Below are 16343 nucleotides of genomic sequence, written 5' to 3'. Positions count from 1 at the left end.
TAGAGTAAGTCAAGTTTCTAGATGAAAGAGTTCATGTTTCATCTAGAGTCTTTTAAATTTAGTATAAATGAATAAGTCCTCCCTGATTGATAAATATTTTCAAAATATCTTATCAAGAAAAGAAGAAATAATTTTTAATGAATTATTAATAAGTGATAATGAATTTGCTATAGAATTTAGATTTCAAAAAGATGTTAAAGTAGCTTTAGAAATTTTAGAAAGAAGAAGTTTAAAGAAATACTTACGAGAAATAGAGAAAACAAATTTCTATAAAGAAAAAACAAGTTTTTTTTATCTAAAACTTATAGCTTCTATAACATTACTATTTGCTATAGTTAATTTCTCTGAACTTTTTAATTTCAATAAAATAGATCATAAAAGATTATATGCTTCATATTTTACAACTTTTGATAATGTGATTTATGCTATGAATAGAGGAGAAGATGAAAATAATTTAAAAAAAGAAGCTTTTTTAGCTTATGAAAACAAAGAGTTTAATGTCGCGGCTTTTATGTTATTAAATGCTTTTGAAGAAACGCAAGAATCGGATTTATTACTTTATTTAGGAATCTCTTTGTTGGCTTCAGATCAATATGAAAAAGGGCAATCAATTCTGTTGAAGTATTTGCAATTAAATTCTAAATACAAAGTACAGGCTCAATGGTATATCGCATTATCTTACTTAGTATTGAATAAAACAGTTGAATCAAAAAAATATTTACAACAAATTGCAATTGGGCCTCATAAGTTTAAGAAACAAGAGGCAGAATTATTACTTAAAAAAATAAAATAACTTTTTCCTTGCTAAGACAAGAAGTAATAATGGTAAAACTACATATAGAATCCAATAGAAATTATAAGAATTCGCAATAGGTTCTGTATTACCATTAATAACGAAACCAGCCCAAAAGAAAGGATGTTTTAATTCTTTAATACTCTTTTCTAAATAATCTTTTTTAGCATATTGTAAGGCTTGTTTTTTATTTTTACCATCATTTAATTTATTGTAAAAAGAACTCATAATCTCAGCAGAAGATTTGTCGTTCACTTTCCATAAGCTTTTTACTAGAGATTTCGCTCCTGCATATGTGAAAGCTCTGGCTAAGCTGATACTACCTTCTCCATTTTCTAATTTTCCAATTCCTGTTTGACAAGCACTTAAAGCAACTAAATCAGCATTAAGTTTGGTGTTGTAAATATCTTTAATGTACCATAAATTACTTTCATTTTTGGTAGGAGTGAAAGCTAAATAAGAAAAATCAGGGTATTCATCATTAGCGGAAGCATGAGTAGCAAAATGTAAAACCTGATAGTGAGCTAGATCTTTTTCAATATTTTTTAATGTAGCTTTTTTACCAATAATAGTATCCGTTTTAAAATAATTAGCAATATTTTGGACTTCTTTTTTGTTGAAGATTAATGGACTAAAATCTGCTCTTTCATTTGTGTTTTTTGTATTGTAAAACTCAGGAGCAACTGCTAGAATCTTTTTCTTTTGTATATCATCATATTCAATTTGATTCATTTGATCCAATAAAGTGAAAGAATTTCCATAACTAATAGCGAACGATTCTATTGCGTATTTAGTTTTAGAAGATGAAATAGATAATGCTTCAAAAGGTATGTAATGTAAAAAACCATCAGGTAAAATGGTAATATTTGTTTTATTTTTTAATACTTCAGGTATTAGTGTGTTAAAAAGTTGATAAGCTTTTTTATTATCGTATTTACTTTTAAAGTTAGAAACTGTTTGGTAGAAATCTATCAGTTTTTTCTTAAAACTATTAGTGCTTTCAAATCGAAGTAATTCGATCTTGTTTTTTGTAATCGCTAATTGATAAACATGATTTTTACCATAAAGAAAAGAAAGGTTTCCTTCAGTTTCAGATATTTTTTGTGTTACATTATCTAAAGAAATAACTTCATAGTTATATTTTAAATTGTGGTATTTGGGTTGTGTAATCTTAATAGAGTCAAGAAATGAGTTATATATTTCCCTTGCTGTGATTAATTCTTTTTGTTTTTCGGAAGAAGTCTCGGAAGTGTAAATGTCAGTTTCTATTTTCGAAATATCATCTAACAATTGTTGTTCTTTGTCTATTAATTGTTGTGGTATGTTATTAAATTTTACAGCTTTGGTAAGATTTAAAACTTCTAATAATTGAGTCGATTTACTTTTTTCTAGTATATAAAAAGCTTTACTCAGAAGAGAATTATCTTGTGTTTGGTTGAATAATAAGAAGCATTCATTAAGAGCTGTTTCAAAAATAGGATAAACATTATTTATTAAGAATTGTTTATCGTTTTTGTTTTCTAAAGTAGGTTTAATTACATCTAAAATTTCTATACTAAGTAAACTCGTTTGTAAGGCTTCTTTTAAATATTCTAAATCATTATTTGAAGTATAAATTTTGGTCAGTATTTTAGACTTCAAATGTAAAATTTCAATGGTTTTATCATTTGTAAGTATATTGTTTGTAGTAATGTCTTTTATTTTGCTTTCTAGTAAGGTTAGGTTGTTGATTGATAGGTTTATATGGGTTAAAGATTTTTCGTTTTGTTTAGAGTTGAAATAACTTTCTGCTATTTTTTTCTCAATTAATGCAATATCAATATGCTTTTCATGATTACGATAATTTTTGAATAAAGTCAATGATTCTTGATAGTAATTTATAGCTTTTAAATGATCTTCTTTTTTTGCGTAAACATCTCCATATAGTTCAAGAAGAATTTTATAAAAAGGGTCATTTTTTCTATATATCTTTTCTGAATTAGATAAAAGTATAAGCGCTTTTTCTGTGTTGTTAGAGAGTATGTAAGAGTTTATTAATGCTTGATATGAGGTTATTAATGAGTTTTTGTAGTTTTTTTGTTTATAAAATTCTACAATTTCTTCAAGTAAACTGATGCCTTTTCTGTATTGTTTTTGTGAATTATAAATTTTTGCCATGTAGCTTTTCAAAAGCATTTTTCTAGATTCAATATCTTCAAAAAAATGAGGGTGTTTATTTAAAAGTATAGCAGCTTTATCATGAAAATTAATAGCTGAATTATATTTCCCTTCACTTGTGTATATATTGGTTAAAAAAGAATAAACACTACTAAGATTCGTTATATTTTCTTTAGAATCTGTTTTAGCTTTTAAGGATTTGTATAATTCTAAAAAAAGAGGTTTGGCTCTTTTGTAATCTTCTAATTTAAAATAATAATTCGCTTTATTTAAAAGAAAAAGAGGAAGTAAGTTGTTGTAACTATTTGGGGTTAAAGAGTCTTTGTTTTTTACTAATAATTGTTCAAGATTATTTAAGTTATGTTTTAATACAGGTAAATTATAATGATAGTCGCTTACATAAATAATATAAGACAAAATACTAGCTTTACTATCATGCCAATTTTGTTCTTCTGTTAATTTTAATGCCTTGTTGAAAAATAAATAAGCACTGTCTTGATTTGTATATATGTGTTTATAAGCATTTGCTGTGTGTTTTTCAAACTGTTTAGTCTTAACAGAATCGTTTTGTGCGTTAGAAAAAAAATAGAGTAGGAGGAATAAAAAAAGTAGTTTAGCTCTCATAATCCAATTTGGTATGTAGCTAAACTACTAATTATTTAAAGAATAAAGTAATTTATTAATCTATGATAGCATTAATTTCATAAGAAATTACTCTTTCATGTAAAGGAGAAAATTTAGTAATGCTTAATAAAACATTACCTGAAAAATCTTTTTTATCTAGTTGAGCAGCAGGTAATCCTTCAAAATTTTCAGCAGGAAATAACTCTTTGTTATCACTAATAATTTCTCCTTCTTCAGTTTTAATTTGAACAGAAAACTCTTTAATATCTTTATTTAATAAGATAAAATTGTAACTATTTAAAGGTAATCTACAGCTTGTTATTTTTTTTGGGCAAGGTACAGGCGGTGGAGGTAAACTAGGTACTCTTGGGCTAACTTCTAAAAATTTTAAAGCTTTTTCATTTGTCTCAATATCCCTTTGAAGTTTTTCCAATTCTTCAATAAGATCTTCTTCACCTTCCTCGATTTTTAATAATAATTCTTCTTTAGTTTTGTGTTGTTTAGCGATTTTGTTTTCTAAATAAAAAATATGCAAATCCTCTTCATAATAAGTATTGTCATGATTGGGTTCTTCATTTCTTTTAAAGATTGTTGTTTCGCTAAATTCCAGGTTTTCTGCTTGTAAAGTTTCTAATTCACTATTGTTTGAGCACGAAATTATTAAAACTGGCACAATTAGTAACTTGAATAATGATGTTTTCATTTTATGTTAAATTATATGTTCCTGTTTGTTAGTGTAACATAAACTTAAAAGGTTAACATCGGGGGAGAAAAAATTATGATTTAATTGCAATCATACTAATTTCTACGTTAACAAACTTTGGAAGGTTTGCTACTTCAACTGTTTCTCTTGCCGGAGCTGTATCCTCATTAAAGTAAGAGCCATATACTTCATTTATTGCAGAAAAGTTATTCATATCAGAAATAAAAATTGAAGTTTTAACTACGTCTTCAAATGTCATTTCTGCTTCAGTTAAAACAGCTTTCATATTTTCTAGAACTTGTTTAGTCTCTGTTTTAATATCATCTAAAACTAATTCTCCGGTTTCTGGATTAATTGCTATTTGTCCAGAAGTATATAGTGTATTTCCAGTTAAAACAGCTTGATTGTATGGACCTATCGGAGCAGGAGCATTTTTTGTGTTTATAATTTTTTTCATTAGAATAAAGTTGATTTATATTTATTAAAATAATCTTCTATCTGGTGGTTGACGCTTATCCCATTTTAAATCACTTAACATTGATGATTTAACTCCAATAAAAAAGTTATACGAAGTAAAGTTTCCAAATGGAACCCAGTTAAAGTTGAAACGCCAGCTATCTAAATCTCTAGAGAAATTCAAAGTAGTGTAAGAGAAAGCACCATTAAAAATATCGTAAGAAGATCTAAAGTTTACTTTCCATTTTGGTGTTAAGTCAATACTTCCATTAAATCCAACAGTATGGCTTTGAATACCAGCTCTGTTAAATCCATTGTTAGAGTAGCTAGCTGAATAAATAAAACTTAAATTCCAAGGGATTTTAGAGCGATAAAGATCAGCTGTTTTTTCTTTCACTTCTCCTGGTCTTGAAGGTTGCTGAGTTGCAAATCCGTTTATAGCTTGATTATCATTAATACCAAATACATCTGGTGGATTATTCGGATTATTGTTTTTATTCTTATCGTCTTTCTTACTCTTGTCAAAATCGCTACTAGAAAAACTATAGTTTGCTGTTAGTGTAGCATTACTTAATCTGAATAAAGATGCATTAAATTTATCAATTTTAACACCTTCGGGAGTAACTTGGTATGGATCTAAACTACCTGCTAAATTTACAGACATTTTATTTTTGAAAAGTTGAGTACCAGCGGAGAAATTTACATTACTCCATCGTAAACTATCTGCAGCCATATTATAACTTGTATTAAAATTCAAGTTATTTAAAATGGTAATTTTTTTATCTTCTTCGGAATCATCATCTTCCCCAGGTTTTACTTTAGCTTCAAGGACATTATTTAAAGCGAAACTTAAAAGATTTGAAACGCCACTACTTGGTGCACCAAAAATTCCAATACCATCATCAAATGGAGTATAAGTTCTAATCCCTGAACGATCTCTAACTCGTTCTTGAAAAGGAGCTGCGAAATTTGGAGCATAACTCCATGAAATAGTTGGGCGAATTGTATGGCGAATTGCTTTTATTTTTCCTTTAAATTTAAAATCCCCATAAATGTTAGTTGTTAAACCAACTCCAAAGTTATACCTGTTAAAACGTTTAAATCCATTAATTGTATCATTAACTGCAGCACCAACCTCAGGATCAAATCTTTTTTTAATTGTAGCAAAATTCCATACATCTGTATAATTAAAGTTTGGAGATAAAGTGAAATATTTAAATGCTTTTATATTCGTGTTTGCTCTAATTTCATGCTGTACTCCAGCTTTAGCATCTTCAAACATTTTTGATGTAAAGAAATTGTCCTCTTGTGTACTAATACTATATCTACCTTGTAAAGTGTAATTTACCCCTATTTTTTGAAGTGCGTTTTTCTTAACTCCATTTGCTGCAAATGGGTAAATACGATCCATATTTACTTGTAAACTAGGTAAGGTAAGATTTACAATATTATTATTTGAATTTTGACTATGAGTTAATGTCACATTCATATTGAATGGAGTTCCAACAAATTTTTTGTAGTAACTTATAGAGGAGTCAAATGAGTTTCTTAAGTTTTGATTCTGATCAATTTGATTCAACGATTGTCTAAAAAATTGACTACTACTACTCACATTTACTCGAGCTCTTAAGTTAGAGTTCGGACTCGATTTTGGATCTTGTTGATGATTCCAAGTAATGTTAAAATTAGAAGCTTTAGAGAAATCGCTGAAACCTCTAATACTATTGGTTAAGTTTTGAAAACGAATACTTAACCCTCCAGAAAATTTATAACGTAAATTATAATTAGAACTGGCATTTACAGCCCAACTTCCATTGGAATAAATATCACTAGTAAGTTCTAAATCGAAATAATCATTAATAGCAAAATAGTATCCACCATTTTGTAAAAAGAAACCTTGTTGATTGTTTTCTCCCCAAGATGGAATAATAAAACCTGAAGATCTTTTATCAGTTAAAGGGAAATAAGCAAAAGGTAGGTATAAAGGTGTAGGAACATCAGCAATAACTAAATTACTACCGCCAACAATAATTTTTTTACCAGGAACTAATTTTGCTTTGTTTGTAGCGATATGGTAATCTGGTCTATCTTTTTTAGAAGTAGTAAAACGGAGTTTACTCATATAAATGGTAGAATCATTTACCTTTTTAGTTTTTTCACCATAGGTTATAATTTCACCTTGTACGGTTTTTACACCATATACTAATGCTTTCTTTGTTTTGAAGTTAAACAAAATAGAATCTTGCTCAGATTCTTGACCACCTTGTTTAAAAACTGGTCGTTGGGCATAACCTGTACTGTCTTTAATCCCAGTAGCATAAACTGTATTGTTTTTGTAATTGATAATAATTTTCCCAGCTTTTAAGTCAATGTCTCCATAAACTAAATGTGCATTATTATAAAGAGTTACAGTTTTGTTTTTTGCATTTTGAATAGTGTAGTCTTCAGCATCATGTGTAATGATATAATCAATAACCTCTTTAGGTTTAATTATTGAATCCTTTTTAATTGAATCCGATTTAACCTTTGGAACTGTATCTTTTTTTAAAAGATTAGATTTTTTTACTAGAATTTTAGCTGAATCTTTTTTAACTATAGGTCGGTTGGGTATATTGTCTTTTCTTAGTTCTTGAGCCAAGCTATTTTCAAAACAAAAAAAAGATAAAATTAAAAGTATGTACAATGAATTTGCTTTCAATCCGATAAATGCTATTTTTGTGTTTAATAAAAGTATGGCTCAATATTTGGAGTGCCAAATAACAGGAGCCAAAAATAGTTAAATTTTATTGATGCAATTCTTAAAATTCACCAAATATCATATTAATATAAATATAATATTCTTTTTGCTGCTTTTTGTAGGAAGTATAACGGTTTCTTATTCACAAAAAAAATATACTGTAGTTTTAGATGCGGGACATGGAGGTAAAGATCCAGGGAATTTAGGAAATGGTTATAAAGAATCTAAAATAGCATTAAAAGTTGTTTTATTAGTGGGTAAAGCTCTCGAAAAGAAAAATAAAGACATTAATGTTATATATACTAGAAATAAAGATGTTTTTGTTGAATTACACAATAGAGCCAAAATAGCTAATGAAAACAAAGCAGATTTATTTGTATCTATTCATTGTGATTCTTATCGAAGTTCAAAAGCATTTGGTGCAGGAACTTTTGTTTTAGGGTTGAGTGGGAATAGACAAAATTTAGAGATAGCAAAAAGAGAGAATGCTGTAATTAAATTAGAGGATAATTATAAGCAAAATTATGATTATAATCCAGATTCTCCTGAAGCGGTTATAAATTTATCAATTCAACAAGAAGAAAATTTAGATGAAAGTTTGGCTTTTGCACAATTGGTTCAAAATAATTTTTTAAATGCAAAACGTTTTGATAGAAGTGTAAAGCAAAATAACTTTTTGGTACTTAGAGAAACAGTAATGCCAAGTGTGTTAATTGAATTAGGTTTTTTAACAAATAAAGCAGAAGGACGTTTTTTAAATTCTCAAGTAGGGCAAGCCAGAATGGCAAAATCTATATCAGATGCAATAGAAAGATATATACAGCAACTTAAAATGAATACAGTTGGTGAAGAAGTTCAAGTTATAACTCAAAACAAAAAAACTACAGATAAGGTTACTAATACAGTTGAAAGAAAAAAAATATATACGAAAGGAAATACAATAACTAAAAAAGAAATCCCTTTAAAAGCAAGAGAGAAAGAACCAATAACTGTAGCAACTAACTCTAAAGAGAAAACAATTTTAGTTAAAATAAAGCCTGAAAAAGCTAAAGAAAATATTATAGAGAAACAGGAAAAAGTAATAGAAAATACTGCTAATAAAATAGAAACTTCTCGAAAAGAAATAGAACAACCTAAGAAAGAGGAGCCTTCAATAATAGAGTTTAAAGTTCAAATTGCTGCGTCAAGAGAATATTTAACTGACGATAATTTTAATTTCAGAGGTCTTGAAGATGTTGAAGTTTTAGTTATAGATGAATATTACAAATATTACTTTGGTAGTACTGAGAGTTTTAAACAAGTTAAGAAAAATTATACAATAGCAAAAAAAGCAGGTCATAAAGATTGTTTTATCGTAGCTTTTAAAAACGGAAAGAAGATTTCTGTGAAAGAAGCATTAAAGAAACAGTAATTTAGAAAAAATCTATTCTATTCTACCAAAAATAATTAGTAATTTCGTCCATAGTAATTTTTGCTTATGTCAAAAGAACTTAAAACAGGTATAATAGCCTTATCAATTATCGCTCTAGGTATTTGGGGATATAATTTTTTAAAAAGACAAGATGTTTTTCAAAGTGGCGCTCGTCATTTTTTCGTAGAATATGATAATATTAACGGATTAAGCGAGGCAAGCGTTGTAACAATTAATGGGTTACAAGTAGGGAAAGTAGATCAAATAACATTTAATACAGATCCAGAAAAAAAAGGAACTTTATTAGTGAGATTTTCTCTCGAAAATAGTTTTGAGTTTTCTAAAAATAGTGTTGCTAAAATTTATCCAGCTGGATTAATGGGTGGGCAAAATTTAGCTATCATTCCAGATTATACTGGTTCTAAAGCACTATCTGGAGATTTCTTAAAAGGAGAGATAAAGTCAGATTTATTTTCTGCAGTTGGAGAAAAATTTAATCCAATTCAATCTAAATTAGAAAATGTTTTAGTACATGTTGATTCTTTAGTTATGGGTATTAATCAAACTTTAGATAAAAAAGCTAGACAAAGCTTAAACAGAAGTATTATAGGTTTTGAAGGAACTGTATATAATCTTAATAAGACAATGCGTTCTGTAAATCAACTTCTTGAAGATAATAAAGTTAAAGTTAATGTAACTCTTGATAATACAAAGAAAATTACAGAAGATGTATCTAAAATTACCGAAGATTTAGCTAAAGCTGAATTAGGAAAAACTATAAAAAAACTTGAAGGAACTATTGATAATGTTAATGGTTTATTAACTGGAATGAAAAAGGGTAATGGAACATTAGGTAAATTAGTTTCCGATGATAAATTATATACTAATTTAACTAATGCTACAAAAGAAATGGAAGAGTTGCTAAGGGAAATGAAATTAAACCCTAAACGTTTTGTTCACTTTTCGTTGTTTGGTAAAAAAGCAAAGCCTTATAATGAAGAGAATAACAACAATAACGTGAGTAACGATAAATAATTAATGAGTTGGATTGATATTATTCCTTTTGATAAAGCACAAGGAAAACTTAAACGTTTATATGAACGTGTAACTGGCCCAAATAACAATGTAGATAATATAATGCTTGTTCATAGTTTAAGACCTAACACTATGGAAGGGCATATGGCTATTTACAAAAAAGTTTTGCATCATAGTGAAAACACATTGCCTAAATGGTATTTAGAAACTATAGGGGTTTATGTGAGTATGTTAAATCATTGTAATTATTGTATAGATCATCATTTTGAAGGACTTAAAAAATTAATGCAAAATGATGAAAAGGCTAATCAAATCAAAAAGGGTTTGATAAATAACACCTTTGAAGGACTAACTACAGCTTATACAGAAGGTTTAAAATATGCAGAAAAGCTTACCTTAAAACCTTTTTCACTTGAAAAAGTAGATATTCAAAAACTTAAAGAAAATAAAATTTCAGATGGAGAAATTTTAGAAATAAATCAAGTAGTAAGCTATTTTAATTACGCAAACAGAACTGTTTTAGGATTAGGAGTAACTACTGAAGGAGATATTTTAGGTTTATCACCTAATAGTTCTCAAGAAGACAATTGGAAACATCAATAACTAACAAATAAGGAAATGGAGAAATACGTACCAAACATTTTTTTTGCATTTATTTTAATCGCAGGTATAGGGTATTTTGTGATGAATGTTCGAAAGTTAATTCGTAACATTAAATTAGGAAAGGATATAGATCGAACGGATAGGAAACCTGAACGTTGGAAAAACATGGCTAAAATAGCCTTAGGACAATATAAAATGGTTCGCAGACCATTATCAGGAATTCTTCACATTGTAGTTTATTTAGGTTTTATACTCATTAATATTGAAGTTCTCGAAATTGTTATCGATGGTTTATTTGGAACACATCGTGTATTTCAACCTTTATTGGGTAATGGGATTTATGGATTCTTAATCGGAACTTTTGAAGTTTTATCTGTACTAGTATTAGTTGCAGTAATTGTATTCTGGTTCAGAAGAAATATAGAAAGAATTAAACGTTTTTGGAGTGCAGAAATGCAAGGTTGGCCAAAGAATGATGGTAATATTATTTTATATTTTGAAATCGTATTAATGTCATTGTTTTTAGTAATGAATGCTACAGATATTCCTTTTCAAGAAGCTGGAGCAGGTAATATAATTTCTCAATTTATAGCACCATGGTTTCATGATTTTTCTCACGAAACTTTACATACAATTGAGAAAACTGCTTGGTGGTTACACATCGTAGGTATTTTAATTTTCTTAAACTACTTGTATTATTCTAAGCATTTACATATTCTGTTAGCTTTCCCAAATACATTTTTTGCAAACTTAAAACCAAAAGGAGAGTTTACTAATTTAGAATCTGTAACTAACGAAGTTAAAATGATGATGGATCCTAGCGCAGATCCTTACGCAATGCCAGAAGATGGAACAGAGGAAGAAGTGCCAGAGAAATTCGGCGCATCTGATGTTGCAGATTTAAACTGGGTTCAATTAATGAATGCATATACATGTACAGAATGTGGTCGTTGTACATCATCTTGTCCAGCAAACTTAACTGGTAAAAAATTATCACCTCGTAAGATTATGATGGATACTCGTGATCGTTTAGAGGAAGTAGGAAAAAATATTGATGCTAATAATGGTGAGTTTAAACCAGATGGAAAACAGTTATTAGATGATTATATCACAAGAGAAGAGCTTTGGGCTTGTACAAGTTGTAATGCATGTGTACAAGAATGTCCAGTAAATATCGATCCTTTATCAATTATCATGGATATGAGAAGATATTTGGTAATGGAAGAATCTGCTGCTCCACAAGAGTTAAATATGATGATGACAAACATCGAAAACAACGGAGCGCCATGGCAGTATAGTCAAATGGATAGATTAAACTGGAAAGATGAATAGACAAATGTCTGTTTATCGAGATTATTAAAATTACACATCAACTTTATTAAACAATACAATATTATGAACGTACCAACAATGGCAGATATGATGGCTCAAGGAAAACAACCAGAAGTGTTGTTTTGGGTTGGAGCAGCTGGAAGTTATGATGATAGAGCTAAAAAAATCACAAAATCTTTTGTGAAAATTTTACAGCAAGCTAATGTTGATTTCGCGGTATTAGGTACTGAAGAAAGTTCTACTGGTGATGCAGCAAAAAGAGCAGGAAATGAGTTTTTATTTCAAATGCAAGCAATGACAAATATTGAAATTTTAAATGCTTACGAAGTAAAAACAATAGTAACTTGTGATCCTCACTCTTTCAATACATTAAAAAATGAATATCCTAGTTTAGGAGGAAAATACGAAGTATATCATCATACACAATACATTAATAAATTAGTAGCAGAAGGTAGGTTATCTATTGGAAGTGAAAACTTAAAAAATAAAAGATTAACATACCACGATCCTTGCTATTTAGGTCGTGCTAATGATGTGTATGAAACTCCACGTGATTTAATTCGTCAGTTAGGTGTAAAATCTACAGAAATGAAACGTCACAAGTCAACAGCTTTATGTTGTGGAGCAGGAGGAGCACAAATGTTCAAAGAACCAGAAAAAGGTGATATGGATATTAATATTCTTCGTACAAAAGATGCTTTAGAAACTAATCCTGAAATTATAGCAACAGGTTGTCCGTATTGTAATACAATGATGACTGATGGTGTAAAGTTTCATTTGAAAGAAGATCAAATTGTTGTAAAAGATATCGCTGAGCTTATTGCAGAAGCAAATAATCTATAAAATTTATAAAATCGTTATGAAAAAGAAAATTTTACTGTTAGGTGTTTTATTCCTTACACTTATTACAAATGCACAAGAAAGTGCTTTAGATAAAATATCCAAAGAGACTTGTGAGTATCTTACCAAAATCAACAATATGAATCTTTCTGGTAATCAAAAAAGTACCGAGTTGGGATTGTATATGGTAAAACTTTATAGTAAATATAAAGAGGATTTAAAAGAAGAAGGAATTGTAGTTGATTTTTCTAGAGGAAAAGAAGGAGGTGCTGAATTTGGAAAAAAAATAGGAATGAATATGGTAAACTTTTGTCCTGATGTCTTAATAGCTTTAGCAAATGAAGAAGATGGAAAAGAAGAAAAAGATGAAGATAATTTTTCTGAACTTTCTTTTTTAGAAGGAGAGATAAAGAAAATTTCTGGTGAAGAATTATATGTCATAGAAATTAAGGATACCTTAGGGAAAACTCAGAAGTTCTTATGGTTAAATAATTTCGAAGGATCAGATGAGCTTATAGAGCTAGGAAAGAAATCAAAAGGGAAAAAAGTAAAAATATTTTATGAAGACATAGAGTATTTTTCACCAAAATTACAAGAATACATTGTTAGAAAGAAAGTATCTAAAGTAGAGTTTTTATAAAGCTTAAAGTATGGAAGATCAATTTCAAAATAATGAAGTCAATAACTTTCCAGATATTTCAAGTGTAACTTTTACAAGAATCGAGAAATCGTATTTTAAAGTAGCATTACTAAGTGTTTTTTCGTATTTCTTAGTAATAGTTCCAGTTCTAATCTTGTTTTTAGAGAAAGTAATACGAAAAAAAGAGCCAGATTTTCCGTTCTATTTATACATGCTAATTTTGCTAATTATTGTTGTTTATATGTTGAATCTAATTTTAGGTTTCCCAAAACGACAATATGTAGTAAGAGACAAAGATCTTACTTATAAAAGTGGTTTTTTAACTAGAAAAATGGTTACAGTTCCTTTTTCAAGAATTCAACATGTAGAGATAGATGAAGGAATGTTTTCTCGTTTATTTAAGTTAGCTACACTAAGTGTTTATACTGCAGGTGATAGTAGTGATGATCTTGAAATAAAAGGTTTAACAAAAGAAAAAGCAATTCAAATCAAAGAGTTTATTAGTAGTAAGATTAATGAGTAATGAAATAAACTTTTCGGAATTCAGCAGACAATCTCTTAAAGGAGTTTTAATAATCTCAGGAAAATTTCTTTTTCAATTACTAAAAGGAACTTGGGTTGTTTTTCTTGTTTTTATAACAAAAGCCTCAAAAATATCATCTATCGACGCTATTTATTTTTATGCAATGATAGTTCTTCTGTTACTTTTTGTTGTAATAAGGTCTTATTTAGTTTACAGAAATTTTAAATTTAAAATCGATGGAGATTATTTTGTTTTAAAAAACGGAATAATTGCAAAAAAGAATACAGCTATTGCTTTTGATAGAATTCAGAATGTAAATTTTTCTCAAAACTTAATTCATCAGTTAATTAATGTTTATCAAGTTGATTTAGAAACAGCAGGATCAGATAAAACTGAAATTTCAATTAAAGCGTTATCATTGTCTGATGCGAAAGCATTACGACAAAAGATTACTTCAGGAAGAAGTATAGGAAACGAAGAAATTGTTGTAGAAGAAACAGAGAAAGAAAAACCATTATTAACTATTGATGTTAAAAGTTTATTGAAAGTTAGTATCTCTGAAAATCATTTTCAAAGTTTATTATTACTCATTGCTTTTTTGTTTGGTTTTTATCAGCAAGTCGAAGATGTTTTCAAGAACTTTATAGGTGAAGAAATTTTAAAAAACTATTTAAGTAAAGGAAAAGATATTTTATTAGGTAGTTTCTTATTATTAATTATAGTCTTAATTCTTTTATCTATAGTTGCTGTAATTACTTCTTTTATTCGTGTGTTTTTACGTCATTTTAACTTGAGTTTTTCTATAAAAAATCAGGCTTTTGAAATTAAACAAGGATTGGTTAATAAAAAAGCGATCATTCTAAAAAGAGATAAAGTTCAACACATAAAAATTACAACAAACCCATTAAAAAGAATGATGGGTATTTCTTATGTGGTTTTTAAACAAGCGATTAGTGGTAAAGTAAAAAAAACAGATAAGCAAATTAAGATTGTTGGCTGTAAAGAGGAACATTTAGACAAAATAAAAACGACTCTTTTTTCATCTTTTGATTTTAATGATGTTCTTAAAGAGAAACCACATTGGTATTTTACATATCGAATTATATTAAGAAACTTTCTTTTTTTAGCGTTTTTTAATACGTTTCATTACTTTATTTTCGACGGTATAAATCAAATATATTTGAATCTGTTATTAATCCCAATTTTAGGATTAATGATATTTAAAAGAGTAAAAAAGACATTTTTCAAGGCAACAGACAAATTAATTTTAGTAGGAGGAGGAATAATAGAAACTAGCGAAACATATTTAGAATTATTTAAGGTTCAAAATGTGAAAATGAAACAAACAATTTTTCAAAGAAGAAGAAAAATAACCGATATAATTTTACAAACTGCTTCTGGAAAAATAAAGATTCCAAGCATTACTATGGAAAGAGCAAATGAATTGTATAATCATATTTTATATAAAGTAGAAACGAGTACAAAAGAATGGATGTAAAAAGTTATATAAAAGCAGCAAGATTACGAACATTACCACTTTCAATCTCAGGAATTATAGTTGGAAGTTTTTTAGGAATTTGGCAACCTTTGCATACTAAAGTTAGTCTGTTGAGTAGCTCAGATGAGACTACATTTGTAGTGCGTCATATCGATATTTATTCTTCTTTAAGTATTTTTCTTTTAGCTATTCTAACCACAATAGGTTTTCAAGTATTATCCAATTTTGCAAACGATTATGGAGATGGAATAAAAGGAACTGATAAAAATAGAGAAGGAGAAGCACGTATGGTTGCATCTGGAGCAATAACACCAGAACAAATGAAAAGAGCTATGATCGTAACTGCTATTATTACTTTAATTGTTGCTGTTACCTTAATTTATGTAGCATTTGGAAAAGATAATTTTATGTATTCTTTGCTGTTTTTCGGTTTAGGAATTACATCAATTGTAGCGGCTATTAAATACACAGTAGGTAAATCTGCGTATGGTTACAGTGGGTTTGGTGATATATTCGTTTTTCTTTTCTTTGGTTTGCTAGCGGTTGTTGGAACCTATTTTTTATATACCAAAGAAATCAATTTTACCATTTTTCTCCCAGCGTTTTCTGTTGGGTTATTAAGTACAGCTGTACTTAATTTAAATAATATGAGAGATCGTATTAATGATGAAAAATCAGGGAAAAATACTATTGTAGTAAAAATAGGAGCAGAGTTCGCTAAATATTATCATTACTACCTTATAGTTTCATCGTTTTTATTCTCTTTCTTATATATAGGAATTCACTATAGAACACCATGGCAGTTCTTATTTTTAGTAGCTTACATTCCTTTAACTAAGCATTTACTATTTGTGTATAAGAACGAGAATGAACCTTTATTAGACGGAGAGTTAAAGAAAGTAGCATTAAGTACTTTTTTATTTGCGATTCTTTTTGGTCTAGGTAACGTTTTGTAATTTTACTTACGCTACAAAAACAAACAACAATTTAA

14 protein-coding genes are annotated in these 16343 nt (G+C 28.3%); 10 read left to right on the top strand and 4 right to left on the bottom strand.

Annotated features, from left to right (window positions below; all coding sequences use genetic code 11):
• Window positions 1–67: 67 nt before the first annotated feature.
• Window positions 68–793, top strand: a complete 726-nt coding sequence (locus tag AC2TEO_RS05220; protein WP_442267104.1) for a hypothetical protein — start codon at window positions 68–70, stop codon at window positions 791–793.
• On the opposite strand, the gene AC2TEO_RS05215 is transcribed toward AC2TEO_RS05220, so the two are convergent.
• From AC2TEO_RS05215 to AC2TEO_RS05200, 4 genes are all read right to left on the bottom strand, one after another.
• Window positions 773–3574, bottom strand: a complete 2802-nt coding sequence (locus AC2TEO_RS05215) for a CHAT domain-containing protein (RefSeq protein ID WP_442267103.1) — start codon at window positions 3572–3574, stop codon at window positions 773–775. The genes AC2TEO_RS05220 and AC2TEO_RS05215 overlap by 21 nt on opposite strands.
• Before the next feature lie 55 nt (window positions 3575–3629).
• Complete coding sequence (locus tag AC2TEO_RS05210; protein ID WP_442267102.1) at window positions 3630–4277, bottom strand: hypothetical protein; 648 nt, start codon at window positions 4275–4277, stop codon at window positions 3630–3632.
• Window positions 4278–4350: 73 nt separating this feature from the next.
• Entirely contained in the window at window positions 4351–4734 is a 384-nt protein-coding gene (locus tag AC2TEO_RS05205) for a RidA family protein (protein WP_442267101.1), read from the bottom strand.
• Between the two features lie 24 nt (window positions 4735–4758).
• Entirely contained in the window at window positions 4759–7371 is a 2613-nt protein-coding gene (locus AC2TEO_RS05200) for a putative LPS assembly protein LptD (protein WP_442267100.1), read from the bottom strand.
• Window positions 7372–7522: 151 nt separating this feature from the next.
• Here AC2TEO_RS05200 and AC2TEO_RS05195 point away from each other — a divergent pair, with 151 nt between their 5' ends.
• The 9 genes from AC2TEO_RS05195 to menA all read left to right on the top strand — a co-directional run bounded on the left by AC2TEO_RS05195 (window position 7523) and on the right by menA (window position 16308).
• A complete protein-coding gene (locus AC2TEO_RS05195) occupies window positions 7523–8881 on the top strand; it encodes an N-acetylmuramoyl-L-alanine amidase family protein (RefSeq protein ID WP_442267099.1) in 1359 nt (452 codons plus the stop codon).
• Between the two features lie 66 nt (window positions 8882–8947).
• A complete protein-coding gene (locus AC2TEO_RS05190) occupies window positions 8948–9916 on the top strand; it encodes an MlaD family protein (protein ID WP_442267098.1) in 969 nt (322 codons plus the stop codon).
• Between the two features lie 3 nt (window positions 9917–9919).
• Complete coding sequence (locus AC2TEO_RS05185) at window positions 9920–10519, top strand: carboxymuconolactone decarboxylase family protein (RefSeq protein WP_442267097.1); 600 nt, start codon at window positions 9920–9922, stop codon at window positions 10517–10519.
• A 15-nt stretch (window positions 10520–10534) separates the two neighbouring features.
• Entirely contained in the window at window positions 10535–11851 is a 1317-nt protein-coding gene (locus AC2TEO_RS05180; RefSeq protein WP_442267096.1) for a 4Fe-4S dicluster domain-containing protein, read from the top strand.
• Window positions 11852–11914: 63 nt separating this feature from the next.
• Complete coding sequence (locus AC2TEO_RS05175) at window positions 11915–12694, top strand: (Fe-S)-binding protein (RefSeq protein ID WP_442267095.1); 780 nt, start codon at window positions 11915–11917, stop codon at window positions 12692–12694.
• Window positions 12695–12710: 16 nt separating this feature from the next.
• On the top strand, window positions 12711–13331 hold the full coding sequence (locus tag AC2TEO_RS05170; protein ID WP_442267094.1) for a hypothetical protein: 621 nt from the start codon (window positions 12711–12713) through the stop codon (window positions 13329–13331).
• Between the two features lie 10 nt (window positions 13332–13341).
• Window positions 13342–13854, top strand: coding sequence for a PH domain-containing protein (locus tag AC2TEO_RS05165; RefSeq protein ID WP_442267093.1), 513 nt, complete (start codon window positions 13342–13344; stop codon window positions 13852–13854).
• Window positions 13847–15352 (top strand): PH domain-containing protein, encoded by a 1506-nt coding sequence (locus tag AC2TEO_RS05160; RefSeq protein WP_442267092.1) that lies wholly within the window; start codon window positions 13847–13849, stop codon window positions 15350–15352. Before AC2TEO_RS05165 ends, AC2TEO_RS05160 begins: the two co-directional genes overlap by 8 nt.
• Complete coding sequence (gene menA, locus AC2TEO_RS05155; RefSeq protein ID WP_442267091.1) at window positions 15343–16308, top strand: 1,4-dihydroxy-2-naphthoate octaprenyltransferase; 966 nt, start codon at window positions 15343–15345, stop codon at window positions 16306–16308. Before AC2TEO_RS05160 ends, menA begins: the two co-directional genes overlap by 10 nt.
• Window positions 16309–16343: the final 35 nt, after the last annotated feature.

The organism is Tenacibaculum aquaeponti (assembly GCF_057221555.1).
Note: the sequence above shows the minus strand (reverse complement) of the source record. Positions and strands in the feature narration are given on the sequence as shown.

What these genes read in the sequence shown, in the direction of transcription:
- AC2TEO_RS05220 (WP_442267104.1), top strand. Translation starts at nt 68, where the DNA reads ATGAATAAGTCCTCCCTGATTGATAAATATTTTCAAAATATCTTATCA.
- AC2TEO_RS05215 (WP_442267103.1), bottom strand. Translation starts at nt 3,574, where the DNA reads ATGAGAGCTAAACTACTTTTTTTATTCCTCCTACTCTATTTTTTTTCT.
- AC2TEO_RS05210 (WP_442267102.1), bottom strand. Translation starts at nt 4,277, where the DNA reads ATGAAAACATCATTATTCAAGTTACTAATTGTGCCAGTTTTAATAATT.
- AC2TEO_RS05205 (WP_442267101.1), bottom strand. Translation starts at nt 4,734, where the DNA reads ATGAAAAAAATTATAAACACAAAAAATGCTCCTGCTCCGATAGGTCCA.
- AC2TEO_RS05195 (WP_442267099.1), top strand. Translation starts at nt 7,523, where the DNA reads ATGCAATTCTTAAAATTCACCAAATATCATATTAATATAAATATAATA.
- AC2TEO_RS05190 (WP_442267098.1), top strand. Translation starts at nt 8,948, where the DNA reads ATGTCAAAAGAACTTAAAACAGGTATAATAGCCTTATCAATTATCGCT.
- AC2TEO_RS05185 (WP_442267097.1), top strand. Translation starts at nt 9,920, where the DNA reads ATGAGTTGGATTGATATTATTCCTTTTGATAAAGCACAAGGAAAACTT.
- AC2TEO_RS05180 (WP_442267096.1), top strand. Translation starts at nt 10,535, where the DNA reads ATGGAGAAATACGTACCAAACATTTTTTTTGCATTTATTTTAATCGCA.
- AC2TEO_RS05175 (WP_442267095.1), top strand. Translation starts at nt 11,915, where the DNA reads ATGAACGTACCAACAATGGCAGATATGATGGCTCAAGGAAAACAACCA.
- AC2TEO_RS05170 (WP_442267094.1), top strand. Translation starts at nt 12,711, where the DNA reads ATGAAAAAGAAAATTTTACTGTTAGGTGTTTTATTCCTTACACTTATT.
- AC2TEO_RS05165 (WP_442267093.1), top strand. Translation starts at nt 13,342, where the DNA reads ATGGAAGATCAATTTCAAAATAATGAAGTCAATAACTTTCCAGATATT.
- AC2TEO_RS05160 (WP_442267092.1), top strand. Translation starts at nt 13,847, where the DNA reads ATGAGTAATGAAATAAACTTTTCGGAATTCAGCAGACAATCTCTTAAA.
- menA (WP_442267091.1), top strand. Translation starts at nt 15,343, where the DNA reads ATGGATGTAAAAAGTTATATAAAAGCAGCAAGATTACGAACATTACCA.